The organism is Caulobacter sp. SRI_008 (genome assembly GCF_057586355.1).
Genome location: NZ_JBYCZS010000001.1, coordinates 15,745 through 28,900, shown reverse-complemented (window position 1 = coordinate 28,900; position 13,156 = coordinate 15,745). Strand labels below are relative to the sequence as shown.

Annotated in this window: 12 protein-coding genes; 3 read left to right on the top strand and 9 right to left on the bottom strand. The window is 70.5% G+C overall.

The genetic code is table 11. The annotated features are described in order from the left end of the window. Positions 1-79: 79 nt before the first annotated feature. The 9 genes from AC2YHT_RS00140 to AC2YHT_RS00100 form a co-directional block, all read right to left on the bottom strand. Positions 80-1,036, bottom strand: coding sequence for an NAD-dependent epimerase/dehydratase family protein (locus AC2YHT_RS00140; protein WP_487287606.1), 957 nt, complete (start codon positions 1,034-1,036; stop codon positions 80-82). A 1-nt stretch (position 1,037) separates the two neighbouring features. Continuing rightward, complete coding sequence (locus tag AC2YHT_RS00135; protein ID WP_487287605.1) at positions 1,038-2,762, bottom strand: fatty acyl-AMP ligase; 1,725 nt, start codon at positions 2,760-2,762, stop codon at positions 1,038-1,040. Further along, positions 2,759-4,156, bottom strand: coding sequence for a lipopolysaccharide biosynthesis protein (locus tag AC2YHT_RS00130; RefSeq protein ID WP_487287604.1), 1,398 nt, complete (start codon positions 4,154-4,156; stop codon positions 2,759-2,761). Before AC2YHT_RS00130 ends, AC2YHT_RS00135 begins: the two co-directional genes overlap by 4 nt. Beyond that, complete coding sequence (locus tag AC2YHT_RS00125; protein ID WP_487287603.1) at positions 4,153-5,307, bottom strand: glycerophosphotransferase; 1,155 nt, start codon at positions 5,305-5,307, stop codon at positions 4,153-4,155. The genes AC2YHT_RS00130 and AC2YHT_RS00125 overlap by 4 nt, the downstream gene beginning before the upstream one ends. Positions 5,308-5,319: 12 nt before the next feature. After that, complete coding sequence (lptC, locus tag AC2YHT_RS00120) at positions 5,320-5,928, bottom strand: LPS export ABC transporter periplasmic protein LptC (protein WP_487287602.1); 609 nt, start codon at positions 5,926-5,928, stop codon at positions 5,320-5,322. Between the two features lie 96 nt (positions 5,929-6,024). Continuing rightward, positions 6,025-6,219, bottom strand: a complete 195-nt coding sequence (locus AC2YHT_RS00115; RefSeq protein WP_487287601.1) for a hypothetical protein — start codon at positions 6,217-6,219, stop codon at positions 6,025-6,027. A gap of 44 nt (positions 6,220-6,263) precedes the next feature. Next, positions 6,264-7,415, bottom strand: coding sequence for a DSD1 family PLP-dependent enzyme (locus AC2YHT_RS00110; RefSeq protein ID WP_487287600.1), 1,152 nt, complete (start codon positions 7,413-7,415; stop codon positions 6,264-6,266). 10 nt (positions 7,416-7,425) lie between these two features. Then, positions 7,426-8,700: a D-arabinono-1,4-lactone oxidase gene (locus AC2YHT_RS00105; protein WP_487287599.1), complete on the bottom strand. Its 1,275-nt coding sequence runs from the start codon at positions 8,698-8,700 to the stop codon at positions 7,426-7,428. A gap of 189 nt (positions 8,701-8,889) precedes the next feature. Beyond that, complete coding sequence (locus AC2YHT_RS00100; RefSeq protein ID WP_487287598.1) at positions 8,890-9,555, bottom strand: TetR/AcrR family transcriptional regulator; 666 nt, start codon at positions 9,553-9,555, stop codon at positions 8,890-8,892. A gap of 148 nt (positions 9,556-9,703) precedes the next feature. On the opposite strand from AC2YHT_RS00100, the gene AC2YHT_RS00095 reads away from it, so the two are divergent. From AC2YHT_RS00095 to AC2YHT_RS00085, 3 genes are all read left to right on the top strand, one after another. After that, positions 9,704-10,786 (top strand): serine hydrolase domain-containing protein, encoded by a 1,083-nt coding sequence (locus tag AC2YHT_RS00095; RefSeq protein ID WP_487287597.1) that lies wholly within the window; start codon positions 9,704-9,706, stop codon positions 10,784-10,786. Between the two features lie 119 nt (positions 10,787-10,905). Further along, positions 10,906-12,315 (top strand): M20/M25/M40 family metallo-hydrolase, encoded by a 1,410-nt coding sequence (locus AC2YHT_RS00090; protein WP_487287927.1) that lies wholly within the window; start codon positions 10,906-10,908, stop codon positions 12,313-12,315. Positions 12,316-12,320: 5 nt separating this feature from the next. Then, positions 12,321-12,971: a suppressor of fused domain protein gene (locus tag AC2YHT_RS00085; RefSeq protein WP_487287596.1), complete on the top strand. Its 651-nt coding sequence runs from the start codon at positions 12,321-12,323 to the stop codon at positions 12,969-12,971. The last annotated feature ends 185 nt before the right edge of the window (positions 12,972-13,156 follow it).

Sequence of the window (13,156 nt, the reverse complement as noted above, 5' to 3'; positions counted from 1 at the left end):
CCAAACGCCAGTCGCCCCCGACACAAGCACTGTCACCGTACCGTAACAGCGTCCATGTCAGATATCTGCCACAATTGAACTAGTCGCTGTATTTTTTCGGCAACCAGCCGTGAAGGCGATACCAAGTCACCGTATCGCCGAAGCCGGCGGCAACATCGTGTCGACTCGACGAGGGCGCAAGGGACGGATCGGTCAAAAAGGCCCAATCGAGGTGCGACAGTTCGCGCGCCTTGCCAGAACCAAACACCGTGGGTTGCTTTGAGAGCTGGCTCGCCACATCAGCGACCGCTCCGGCGGCGTGAATGACCGCGTCGGGGATGCGGAACAGATGCGGCGACGGCGCGCCGACGGCGGTCGCGGCGGCGGCCATGATCTCGCTCCAGCCATAGCCGTCGGGACGGTCGTCGCAGATCGAGGCCAGGCCCGTGCGATCGCCTTCCAGCAGGTCGAGGATCTGGGCGGCGGCGTCGTGCACGTGGATCATGGCCACGCGCGAGGCGGGCGACAGCACCGGCAGCAGGCGGCTTTTCCCCGCGGCGGCGAACAGGCCCAGGGTCTCGCGGTCGCCGGGGCCGTAGATGGCCGGCGGGCGAATGATCAGGGCCGAAGGCAGGGCGGCCAGCACCGCCTCTTCGCCGGCCCGCTTGCTGGCGGCGTAGTCGGAGAGTTGCGGCTCGCGGGCGGCGAGGCTGGAGATCAGCACCAGCCGGGCGCCGGGGTCACGGGCCGCCTCGGCCACCGCGACCGCGCCGGCCACATTGACCTTGTCGAAGCCCGCGCGGGAGGCGGCCTTGATCAGGCCGGCGGCGTGGATCACCGCGCCGGCGCCGTCGCAGAGGCGCTTCAGGGCTTCGGCGTTGCCGAGGTCGCCCAGCACCACCTGAGGCTCGATCCCGCGCCAGAACGGCGAGACCGGATCGCGGCGCGACAGGATGCGCGGGAGATAGCCCCGCTCGGCCAAGGCCCGGATCAGGTGCTGGCCGAGAAAGCCGGTCGCGCCGGTGACGGCGACGACGCGATTTCCGGCCTTGGCCACCTCAGGCGCGCTCGTAGGCGCCGGCCAGGTAGGCGGCCTTGGCCTTGGAGCGGCTGAGCTTGCCCGACGAGGTCTGGGGCAGGGCGTGGGCGCCGACCAGCTTGACCTGGGTCTCGACGCCGTGGCGGGCGCGCAGCACCCCGGCCACGTTCTCGACCAGGGCCGCGCGGGTCTCGGCGTCGCCGCCGCGGGCCTGGACCAGGATGGTGACGATCTCTTCCTCCTCGGCGTCGCCGGGGACGGAGAAGGCGGCCACGTCGCCGCTGCGCAGGCCGGGGATCTCGCGCTCGGCGGTCCACTCCAGGTCCTGCGGCCAGATGTTGCGGCCGTTGAGGATGATCAGGTCCTTGGCGCGGCCGGTGATGACGATCTCGCCCTCGACCAGGAAGCCGATGTCGCCGGTGTCGAGCCAGCCGTCGGGCGCCAGCACGCGGGCGGTCTCTTCCGGCTGCTCGAAATAACCGCCCATCAGGCTGGGGCCGCGCGCGAAGATGCGGCCCACCTGGCGCTCGGCCAGCACCGCGCCGTCGGCGTCGCGCACTTCCAGCTCGTGGTGGGGCAGGGCGGGACCGCAGCGGGCGAAGGCGCGGGCGCGCGGGGCGTCGCTTCCGACCGTCACGGCCAGGTCGTCGCGCTCCAGGCGTTCGATGTCGAGGATCTCGAGCTTCAGGCCCTGGCCCAGCGGAGCCATGGAAAGCGCCAGGGTCGCCTCGGCCATGCCGTAGCTGGCGACATAGGCTTTCTCGGAGAAGCCGACGGACGCGAAGCGCTCGGCGAAGGCCTCGACCGGGGCGGTGCGGATCATGTCGCCGCCGAGGCCGGCGCTGCGCCAGCGCGACAGGTCCAGGTGCTCGATCGAGGCGGCCTCGGCGCGGCGGGCGCAGAGCTCGTAGCCGAAGGTCGGGCTGTAGGCGATGGTGCCGCCGTTGCGGCTGATCAGGTCGAGCCACAGCAGCGGCCGGCGCACGAAGGCGCCGGTGGGCAAGAGGTCGACGCTCATCTGGCTGGTCAGCGGGCTGAGCAGGAAGCCGATCAGGCCCATGTCGTGATAGAGCGGCAGCCACGAGACGGCGCGGTCTTCCGGCTTCACCTGCAGGCCGTCGCGGGTGATGGCCACGGCGTTGGCCATCAGGGCCTTGTGGGTCACCAGCACGCCGGTCGGGAAGCGGGTGCTGCCCGACGAGAATTGCAGGTAGCAGGGGTGCTCGGGCGTGATGTCGGGCAGTGCCGCGCCGGCGTCTTCCGGCAACTGCGCCAGCGAACCGGAAAAGGCCAGATCGCCGGCCGCGCCGATGTCCTTCAGCCACTCGGCCATGCCGGCCGGACCGATCAGGATCTTCGCGTGAGCCGAGGCGCACATGCGGGCGATCTGCTCGATATAGGCCTCGCGGCCGCCCAGCGGCGCGGGCAGGGGCAGGGGCGCGGGCACGAGGCCGGCGTACTGGCAGGCGAAGAAGGCGCGCACGAAGTCGCCGTCGGTCTCGGCGATCAGGGCCACGCTGTCGCCGACCTTGGCCCCGCCCTCTGCTCCAAGCGCCAGCAGGCGGCGGGCGAGCACGAGGGATTCCTCGCGCAGGCGGGCGTAGGACAGGGCCTCGACCAGTTCGCCACGCAGCGAATGCAGGTTGATCCCGGTCTCGCCGGTCGCGGCGAAATCCAGGGCGGCGGTCAGGGTCGGAAAGTCGGCGAACCGAACGGTCCGGCCGGAAGCGGTGGGCGTAGTCATTGCGGATCGCCTTTGCGCTCGTTCCGGGGTTCCACGCAAGCCTGTTCGCGCGCGGGGGCGCTCGCGGCGAGGATTTCGGCCTCGCGCTCGGCGGCGGCTTCCTGTCGGAGCTTCGATCTGAGGGTGATGAACATGCCCAGCGCCATGCCGGCCATAGCCAGGACCAGGGCCGTGCCGGCCCCCGTCAGGCCGAAGGTCTTCAGCAGCGGGGCGAGCGCCAGGAGGTAGGCGACGCTGACGACGATGCGCACGCGCAGGGCCGCGCCGGCCGCGCGCATCGACACCAACATGGGTTCGATCGGCAGGGCCATGACGCCGATGGCGGCGGCGGCCACCTGCCAGGTCATGATGCCGGCGGCGGGGGCGAACTCGGCGCCCATGACGATGGTCAGCAGCCATTGGCCGGCGACCAGGCAGACCAGCAGCAGCAGCCCCGCGACCCCGCCGCCGATCAGGCCGATCTGGCGGGCGAGGCGCAGCATCGCGGCGTCGTTCTTTTGCGCGCGCAGCTTGGCGAACTCGGGATGCAGGGCCGGCAGCATCAGGCGGGCCGGCTTGGCCATGCCGTCGGCCACTTGCCGGCCCACGCGCCACAGCGCCGCCGGACCGGGACCGACCAGGGCGCCGACGGCCAGGGTCAGGACGTGGGTGAAGCCGACGTCGATGGTGCTGCTGAAATTGGTCGCCCAGGCGAAGCGCCAGACGCCCGGCAGACCCTGGCCCAGCGGTCCCCGGAGCGAGAAGCCCTGCAACAGGCCGCGCCCGTGCAGGCTCCACACCGCGACGGCGGCGACGTAGGTGAAGGAGGCGACCGTGCCCGCCGCCCAGGCCAGCAGGAACCCCTCGACGGGCGCATGCAGGGCGGCGGCGATCGCGCAGCCGATCAGGCGCACGGTCGAGGAGATCGCCTGCTCGCCGGCCAGCACCTTGAAGCGGTCGAACAGGCGCAGCAGGCCCACCGCTGTCGCCGAGGTCATGGCGGCGATCGACAGGCAGTAGAGGGCGGCGGCGGGGGCCAGGCTCTCCGACCAGCCCAGCCAGCGGCTGAACAGCAGGGCGCCGCCGACTCCCAGGGTCACGCCGACGAGCGCGCCGACGAGGTCGAGCACCAGGGCGAACCGCAGCACCTGCTGGAAGGTGGTCTTGTCGCCGTCGAGCAGGGGTTTCGCGCCATACTGCACGACGGTCTGCCAGGACTGGAACTTGGCCATGTCGCCCAGGGTCTGGGCGAAGGCGTTGATCAGGGTCAGGGCGCCGAACAGGGCCAGGCCCAGGCTCCGTCCGGCCAGGGCCATGTAGGCCAGGCCGACCACGGCGTTGACCCCCCGGCCGCCGAGCAGGGCGCCGGCGTTGGCCAGCACGCGGGCCAGGGGATTGGCCTTTTGCGGGCTCATCGGTCGAGAGCGGCCAGGCGGTCGACGATGGCGCGGGCGGCGCGCAGCGACGAGGCCTCGTCGGTCAGGTCGAAGGTTTCGGCGACGCCGGTCGTCTGGGCGTCCAGATAGTCGCTATGGCCGGCGAAGGCGGCGGCGGTCGCGTCGCAGACGCCGTCGGCGGTCTCAAGAACGGGGCCGTAGCGCCAGTGGTGGAAGCTCTCGTCGCCCTTCCAGTCGGCGTGGGCGGGGTTGAGGAACAGGCACGGCTTGGGCGTGCGCAGGAACTCGTAGACCTGGCTGGAGGCGTCGCCGAGATAGAGATCGGCCGAGCGCGTATAGGTCATGTCGAAGGCGGCCGGGCCGCCCAGGTCGATATGGATGCGCGGATGGCCCGCAAAGCGCGCGACGGCGCGGTGGTCGGCCTCCGAGGCGGTCTCGAACAGGCGCACATGCGGGGCGAAGACCAGGTTGAACCGCTCGTCGGCGGCGAACTGCTCCAGGATCGACAGGCCGAAGGCCGGCCACGAGCCCAGGGTCTCATGGAAGTGCGGATTGTAGACGACGGTCGGCAGCGGCTTTTCGAAAGCCGGGACGGCGCTGGGCGGCAGGGCGTCCACCAGATCGAACTTCGGATAGCCGACCATGGCGCAGGCTTCTGGCTTCACCCAGCCCTCGTCGACCATCCGGTCGCGCTGCTTGGGGCCGGCGGCCATGACCAGGTCGAAGGCCCGCAGGCGCGGCTCGAACGGCCCGCCACGATCGCCGGCGCCGTGCTGGGTGTAGACCAGCGCCGTGCGGCGCACGCCCAGCTTGCGCAGGAGGGCGGTGGTGCGCTCGGGCGTGACCACGGCGTCGTAGGCGGACAGCCGCGCGGCGTTCAGGGCCAGCATCAAAGCCTTGGGCGGCGGCGCGTTCTTCGACAGCTTCCGCAGCCAGGCCGGCGGCAGCAGGCGCAGGGTGACCGGCGCGCCGCCCAGGCCGTCGAGCATGCCCTGGATGTAGTCGAGGTGGCCGGCCGAGGTGGCGGCGATCTCGACCTGGATCTGCGGCCAGCCGCGCGCCAGGGCCACCGCCGTCGACAGGCTGTGCCAGACCTGATGCGGCTGGGCGATGTAGAGGAAGCAGATGCGGGTCGCGCGGGCGCGGTCCAGGAGTCCGAGGCCGGTCATGTCGCGTTCGGCCTACTGGGTCTGGACGCGGGTGCGGACGCGGCCCTTGAAGACCACGCGGTCGCCCTTGTCGCTGACGCTGTAGCTGTCGGCGCGGACATTGCCCTGCGGCCCGGCCCCGGCGATCGGCGCGCCGCCCACGGCCTCGCCGGTCTTGGTGTCGATCCGGGCCTCCTGCGAGGCGAACTGGTAGCCCTGGCCGTTGTCGATCTTCACGTCCTTGGTCAGCACCAGCAGGTTCTGGGCTTCCTGGTAGACGCCGTCCTTCGAGGTCACCCGGGTGGCGTCGGGCTGGCCGTAGCCGCGCACCAGGGTCGGGTCGACCAGCTTGACCTTGTTGGGATCGACCGCGTCGCGCTCGGCGCGGCGGGCGGTGATCAGGAAGGCGCGGCCGTCGCGCATGGCGCCGGTGAAGCGCGGATTGTCCATGGCCAGCGGCGCGGCGGTGGCCGCCTTGGTGGCGTTGCGGGCGTCGATCATCCGATACGCCGTCTGGCCGACCACGGCGACGCTGACCCCGACGGCGAATACCAGCAGGCCCGCCCGCGTCCAGCGCGCGGAAGGCCGACGCCGGTTGCGGCGGGGCTTCTTGGCGGCGGTCGAGAGGGCGGCGGTGGTCATGCGGCGGACGATCCAGAACGGACGCCATGGATAGTCTTCAACGCGCCGCAGGCCAAAGGGGTTTTTCTCCGTGGCGAATTGAGCGGCCCGGGCGGGCTAGCGCCGGGAGAGGTGATGCTTGGCCGCCCAGACGATCGCCGCCGACGACAGCAGCATGCCGGTCAGCAGCGCCCCGACGGCCAGAATGCCCGCCGGCGTGACGCGCACCTCGGCCCGGTAGCGCAGCGGGCCGGCCTCGAACTCGGCGACGGCGGTCTGCTCCTGGCGATCGAGGATCGGGGCGTCGTACATGGGCTCAACCTCCGGCGTCGCGGGAGCTTAGCCTCGCTCGCGGGTCAGCGCGAGCGGCCGCGCGCCGTCACCGGCCAGATCGCCACCAGCGTCCCGCCCTCGACCACGTGATAGGCGTCGTAGAGGTTCACGGTCGGGTCGCAGTGCGGCACGGCCAGGGTGACCCGGGCGCCCAGCGGCGGGGGCGAGCCGGAGGCGGGGACCAGCGCCCCGTGCTCGTCGCCCATGAAGAAATAGCGCGAACCTTCCGGCGCGCCGGCCACCACCACCTGGGGCGGATCGGCGTCGGTGGACATCGACTTGAAGCCTGCATCGACCGTGACCATGCCGGGGCTGTTGGCGCTGACCACGCGGGCGTCGATGACCAGCGAGCGCTGGTAGGGGCTAGCTTCCGCGCCTTCGCCCGCCAGGTCGCAGGCCAGGTACTGGTCGTCCATGAAGACGTAGGAGCCGACCTGCAGCTCGGTGAAGATCGAAAGTTCGGCGTCGATGCGGTGCGAGCCGGTGCCCGAGCCGCTGACGATCGGCGGCGCGCCGCCGGCGGCGGTCAGGGCGGCGATGACCTCGCGGATATAGGCCCCGCGGTCCTCCAGGGCTGCCTTGCGCAGGTCGAAGGCCTCGATGTGCTGCTGGACGCCGCAATAGCATTGCAGCCCGGCATAGATGAGGGCGGGGTGCGCCTGGATGGCCTCGAACAGGGCGACGGCGGCTTCGGGGGAGGCGACGCCCGTGCGGTGGATGCCGGGGTCGAGGTCGATGACCACCTCCAGCGGCTTGCCGGCCTCGGCGGCCGCCGCGCCCAGGGCGGCGACGTTGTCGGGATGGTCGGCGACGACCTTGAGGCCGGTGGTCGAAAGGTTCAGCGCCGCCAGGCGGGCGATGGCCGGGGCCGAGACGACGGGCGAGGTAATCAGCAGGCCTTCGGTCACGCCCTGGGCAGCCAGGGCCTCGGCCTCGCCGATCTTGGCGCAGCATAGGCCCACGGCCCCGGCCGCGATCTGCAGCCGGGCGATGTCGGCGCTCTTGTGGGTCTTGGCGTGGGGGCGAAGCTTCAGGCCCTTGCTCGCGGCGAAGGCGGCCATGGTCGCAATGTTGGCCGTGAGCGCGGCGCGGTCGAGCACCAGGACAGGCGTGTTCAGCTGCTCGCGCGAGCCTTGTTGGCCGACCAGATCGGCGTGCAGGGCGATATCCGTCATCGATGGTCCCTTAAATACCGAACAGCTGGGTCATGTGGGCGTTGGCGAACTTGGCGGCCGGGTCCCAGGCCTGGCGCACGCGCAGGAAGTCGGCCGCGCGGGGATAGAGCCGGTGGACGTCGGCGGGGGTCAAGCTGTGGCGCTTGGCCCAGTGCGGCCGGCCGCCGCCGCTGGCCAGCACCGGCTCGACCTCGGCGAAGGCCGGCTTCCAGTCCATCTTGGCGTACTGGTGGAACGAGATCGAGGCGCCGGGGCCGATGTTGAAGGGGCTCAGCCAGATGTCGTCGCCGGCCACGAGGCGGAACTCGAACGGGAAGGTGATCGGCAGGCGGCGCTTGCGGATATGGGCGATCGCCGCCTTCAGGGTCGGCAGGCCGGTCTCGCGCGGCATCTCGTATTCCATCTCCTCGAAGCGGACGTTCCGCTCGGAGGGGAAGATCTCAAAGGCCGGGGCCGCGCGGCGGCTGGGCGCGCCGGCCAGCTTCATCAGCAGGCGCTGCATCGGTCCGGTCAGGGCAGGGGCGGCTGCGCAGAGGTCGCAGACGGCCTTGAAGATCGCCTCGTCGCCTTCGCCGCCCTTGCCGGGCTTCTCGTCGGCGGCCTCGGCCGGGACCGGGTGCAGGGTCTTGAAGATCACCTGGTCGCTGTAGGGAAAGACCCAGAACTCCATATGCCGGGTGGCGGCCGCCAGCTCGTCGAAGCGCTCGATCACTTCGGCCAGGGGCAGGCGGCTGATCCGCTCTTCCAGATGGTAGGCCGGGACGACGTTGATGCGGATGGCGACGGCGACGCCCAGCAGGCCCAGAGACAGGCGCTGGGCCTGGTAGAGATCGGGCTCGAGGTCGGGGCCGCATTCCACGAGACGCCCGTCGGCGGTCAGCAGGCGAAAGCCGCAGGCCTGGGTCGCCAGGCTGCCCAGTTCCGCGCCCGTGCCGTGGGTGCCGGTCGAGACGGCGCCGGCCAGGGACTGCGGATTGATGTCGCCCTGATTGATCAGTGACAGGCCTTCGGCCCACAGAGCGGCGGTCAGGCGCTTGAGGCTCCAGCCGGCCGGGGCCCAGACGGTCTTGCGATCGGGCGCGATCTCGACCGCGCCTTCCAGCTCGGACAGGTTCAGCAGCAGGTCGTCGGTCTGGCACAGCGGCATGAACGAGTGGCCGGCCCCGGTGACGCGGACCTTGCCGGCCTGGATCACCAGTGTGGAAAGCTCCTCGATCGTCCTCGGTCGGGCGATCCTGCTGGGCGTCGCCGTGACGCTGCCCGACCAGTTCTTCCAGCCCTCCATCGGCGCTCCCCCGCTGCGATGGACTGACGATAGTAAAAACTATCGTTATTGCAAGCCGGTGTTATGCGCCGTGGAAGACCCCCTCCGGCCCTCCGGGCCACCTCCCCCAGAGGGGGAGGATCTATCGCCGTAGATACTCCCCCTCTGGGGGAGCTGTCGCGGAGCGACTGAGGGGGAGCGCCGCAGGCGCTAAAGCGCCAAATCGAACGTCTCGAAATACCGGTCGAACAGCCGGCCGATCTCCTGCGACAGCGCGCCGGCGTCCTGCTGTGGCTCCTCGACGGCCATTTCGGTGGCGGCGTAGGTCAGTTCGACCATCATCCGGGTGGCGACCCCGATGCGGGCGGCCGGCACGGTGGGGAAGCGGGCGGCCAGGACCTCGGCGAACTGGCCGGCGACCATGTCGCGCGAGGCGAAACGGAGTTGCTGCAGCATCGGCACCGCGCGCAGGGCCCGGCCGATGGCCGCTCCGCCGGGGAAGGCGCGGGTCATGTTGATGACACCAGTCAGCAGGTCGGCCACTTTCCCCACGCGCTCAGCCGGAGTGTCGCCCTCCAGGCCGCCGGCCGCCATCCACTCGAACACGGCCTCGTCCTGCAGGCGCATCAGCCGGTCGCCGAGTTCTTTCAGGATCGCGTACTTGTTGGGGAAGTAGCGATAGAGGGCAGGCGGGGTCAGGCCCGCGCGCTTGCAGATGGCGTTGGTGGTCAGCTGCTCGAAGCCGGACTCGACCAGCAGTTCGCCGGCCGTGGCCAGGACCACCTCGTAGGTGTCCTGCGCGCGGGCCTGGGTCGGCCGCAGCTTGGCGTCGAGGGGGATGTCGGCGGCGGCCGTCTCGGCCGTCGGCTTGGGCATCGAGGTCTCCTGAAGTCCCGACCAGACCTAGAGCGCTTCTCGTCGAATGCCAATGTTCGCTCATTGCCAAAGCTTAACGGGACTTCGTTCGCGGCCTGCGCCAGGGTCGCGCCATCGCTGGGGGCGGCGATTTCGTGGGGTTAGTTGCATGATCGATCGTCGCGGTCTGTTCGCCGCCGCCGGGGCGCTGTGCGCCGCGCCCGGGCTTTCCTTCGCCTCGCCGGCTCAGCTCGGACCGGCCAACCCGATCGTCGACGCCTTCGTCGCCGAGCAGAAGTTCCAGGGCGTGGTGATGATCGGGCGGCGGGGCAAGCCGTCCTACGTCCGCGCCTTCGGCTCGGCCGACATCGAGGCGAACAAGCCGGCGACGCGCGACACCATCTATTGCGTCGCCTCGATCTCGAAGTGGCTGACCACCATCGCCGTGCTGCGGCTGGTCGAGCAGGGCAAGCTGTCGCTCGACGCTCCGATCGCGACCTGGCTGCCCGACCAGCGGCCCGACACCGGCAAGACCGTGACCCTGGCCCACCTGCTGTCCAACACCAGCGGCATTCCCAACGCCTTCATGACCATGCTGAAGGCCGATCCCGAGATCCTCAAGCGCGAGGTGACCGCCGCCGAGGCCGTGAAGCTGTTCGGCCAGGGCGACCCGCTGTTCCCGCCGGGGACCAAGTTCGACTACCACCCGGTCAACTGGTTCATCGTCTCGGCCATCGTCGAGGCGGCGACCGGCAAGCCGTTCCAGGCGGTGGTGCGGGAGCTGACGACCGACCCGCTGAAGATGCGCCACACCCAGGCCGGGATGATCGACGCCGATCCCGGCGTGGCGCGGTCCTACTACGCCGGTCCGCCTCTGGCGCCCCGGACCAATCCGCGGCTGTCGGTGACGGCGGCCAGCGGCGGCTATTTCAGCACGGTCGACGATCTGCTGGTCGCGGCCCACGTGGTCTTCGACACGCCATTTCTCAGCGAGGCCTCGCGCAAGGCCCTGACCACGATCCGCGTGCCCGAGCAGGACTACACCCTGGGCGGCCGGACCCGGACCCTGACCATCGACGGCCAGGTGAAGCTGGCGGCCTGGGAGACCGGACGCACGGCCGGCTTCCGTTCGGTGCTGGGCCACCGGCTCGACACCGGCGACACGGTGGTGATCCTCAACAACACCGACCTGTCGCAGAAGGCGCTGGACCTCTTCGCCGACAAGCTGTTCGGGGCGGCGCCCAGAATCTGACTTGGGGCCAGGGTAGGGCGATTTTCGCGCCTCCTGCACGCTGCTGACAAAAGTGGGCGCGGGGCGGGGTTCTCGGGTCGAAGAGCAGTGCTATGAAAAGCCCGCCTTAGGGGAGAATCCTGCTCATGTTCCGCAGCCTGCTGACCGCCGTCGCCGCTTCCGCCCTGCTGGCGGGCGCCGCTCACGCTCAAGACGTCAAGACCGCCGAGGCGCTGCGCGACAAGGCCCTGACCGACCGGCTGGCCTGGGACATCACCGAGGACCTGACCACCACCATCGGCCCGCGCCTCGTCGGCTCGCCGGGCATGGAGCGCGCCAAGGACTGGAGCGTCGCCAAGTTCAAGGCCCTAGGCTTCACCAACATCAAGGTCGACACCTTCGCCAAGCCGTCCTGGACTCGCGGGGAGGAGAGCGCCGAGCTGGTCGCGCCCTATCCGCTGAAGCTGTCGATCGTGGGCCTGGGCCGCACCATCCCGACGCCCGCCGAGGGGATCGAGGCGCAGGTGGCGCTGTTTTCCACCTACGCCGAGATGATCGCCGCGCCGGAAAGCGCCATCAAGGGCAAGATCGTCGTCATCACCCAGCCGATGGTCCGCGCCCAGGACGGCGCCGGCTACGGGATCGCCGGAATCTCGCGTCGCTCGGGCCCGGTCGAGGCCGCCAAGCGCGGGGCTGTGGCCCTGCTGATCCGCTCGATCTCGACCTCCAGCTCGACCGTGCCGCATACCGGCGTCACCACCAACGGCCCCGACGTGATCACCATCCCGGCCGCCGCCCTGGGCGTGCCCGAGGCCGAGCAACTGGAACGCCTGGCCAAGAAGGGCCCGCTGCGCATCAAGCTGAAGCTGGCCTCCAGCCTCGACGCCGGCGACGTGGCCTGGAACATCTCGGCCGACATCAAGGGCTCGGAAAGGCCCGACGAGGTGATCGTCATCGGCGGCCACCTGGACAGCTGGGACGTCGGCACCGGCGCCTTCGACGACGCGGCGGGCATCGCCATCACCACGGCCGCCGCCAAGCTGATCGGCGATCTGCCCAAGCATCCCAAGCGCACCATCCGCGTGGTGATGTGGGGCTCGGAGGAGAGCGGCGGCTCGTCGGAGGCCTTCCTGGCGGCCAACAAGGCCAATCTTGAGAAGCTGGTCCTGGCCGGCGAAAGCGACACCGGCGCCGACCGCATCTACAGCCTGCAACTGCCCAAGGGCGCCGAGGGCCATCCGGCCATGAAGGCGGCCTTCCAGGTGCTGAGCCCGCTGAAGGTCTATTTCGACAAGGCCCCGGCCGCCCATGGCGGGGCCGACATCACTGGCGTCGAGGTCGCGGGCGTGCCCGTGGTCGCCCTGAACCAGGACGCCAGCCGCTACTTCGACTACCACCACACCGCCGACGACACCCTGGACAAGGTGGACCCGATCCAGCTGGCCCAGAACGTCGCCGCCTGGACGAGCTTCGTCTACCTGGTGGCCGACAGCGACATCGACTTCCGCGCGCTCAGCGCGGCGGCGCCGGCGGCTCCGGCGGGGCACTGATCCCCTTGGCGGGCTTCTGGCGTCGCAAGTCGCGCCTGGAGCGCGCCTGGGAAGAGCGGGAAGAAAAGCGCTACCCGGCCCTGTTCGGGCCGGGCGGCGAGGGGGTCTTTCCGCTCGGTCCCGAAGCCTTCGCGCCGTTCGGCGAGGCCGGAACGCCGGATCCGCGCTGGCTGAGCATCGGCGTCTTCCGCTTCGCGCCCACGGCCGAGCGGTCCAGCTGGCTGCATGTCAGCTCGGGCCTGTCCAACGATTGGGAAGACGAGGGTTTCCCCGGCCTGGGTCACGAACTGGTCGTGGAGACGCCCTGGCGGGACGACGCGGCGATCCGGTTGCTGCACGGCTTGGCGGCCTACGACCTGCTGATCGCCCACGGCCGGTTCGGCGAGCCCAGGATCCTGGAGCCGGGCAGCCGGATCAACGCGCCCTTCGATTTCGGCGAGCGCGGCGGCGTAGCGGGCATGCTGGCGGCTCAGGGCGAACGGTTCGTGGGTGGCTTCCGGGTCGAGACAGGGAAGGTCGCCCTCTTGTCTTGCGTCGGAGTCACGAACGGCGAGCTGGATTTCGCCCGCGCCAACAGCTCGGCCGACCTGCACCGTCGGCTCGTGGAGGCCGGCGTCGGCGAGCTGACCGATCCCGCGCGGGCGCCCGTCGCCTGACATCCAGCACCTGACATCGAGATTAAGACACTCCCCGCGCGTGCGGCGCGTCGCCGCGACCGACGGGTGAGTCAAAAGGTCGCGAAGCGCGCGGCCGTTCATACTTTATGTGCTCATCCACAGATTTGCGGCGCCGCGGCATAGCTTGCGCCAGGCCTTGCCCGAGCAAGGAAAAACCGCCGCAA

What these genes read in the sequence shown, in the direction of transcription:
- AC2YHT_RS00135 (WP_487287605.1), bottom strand. Translation starts at nt 2,762, where the DNA reads ATGACTACGCCCACCGCTTCCGGCCGGACCGTTCGGTTCGCCGACTTT.
- lptC (WP_487287602.1), bottom strand. Translation starts at nt 5,928, where the DNA reads ATGACCACCGCCGCCCTCTCGACCGCCGCCAAGAAGCCCCGCCGCAAC.
- AC2YHT_RS00130 (WP_487287604.1), bottom strand. Translation starts at nt 4,156, where the DNA reads ATGAGCCCGCAAAAGGCCAATCCCCTGGCCCGCGTGCTGGCCAACGCC.
- AC2YHT_RS00115 (WP_487287601.1), bottom strand. Translation starts at nt 6,219, where the DNA reads ATGTACGACGCCCCGATCCTCGATCGCCAGGAGCAGACCGCCGTCGCC.
- AC2YHT_RS00105 (WP_487287599.1), bottom strand. Translation starts at nt 8,700, where the DNA reads ATGGAGGGCTGGAAGAACTGGTCGGGCAGCGTCACGGCGACGCCCAGC.
- AC2YHT_RS00110 (WP_487287600.1), bottom strand. Translation starts at nt 7,415, where the DNA reads ATGACGGATATCGCCCTGCACGCCGATCTGGTCGGCCAACAAGGCTCG.
- AC2YHT_RS00125 (WP_487287603.1), bottom strand. Translation starts at nt 5,307, where the DNA reads ATGACCGGCCTCGGACTCCTGGACCGCGCCCGCGCGACCCGCATCTGC.
- AC2YHT_RS00100 (WP_487287598.1), bottom strand. Translation starts at nt 9,555, where the DNA reads ATGCCCAAGCCGACGGCCGAGACGGCCGCCGCCGACATCCCCCTCGAC.
- AC2YHT_RS00095 (WP_487287597.1), top strand. Translation starts at nt 9,704, where the DNA reads ATGATCGATCGTCGCGGTCTGTTCGCCGCCGCCGGGGCGCTGTGCGCC.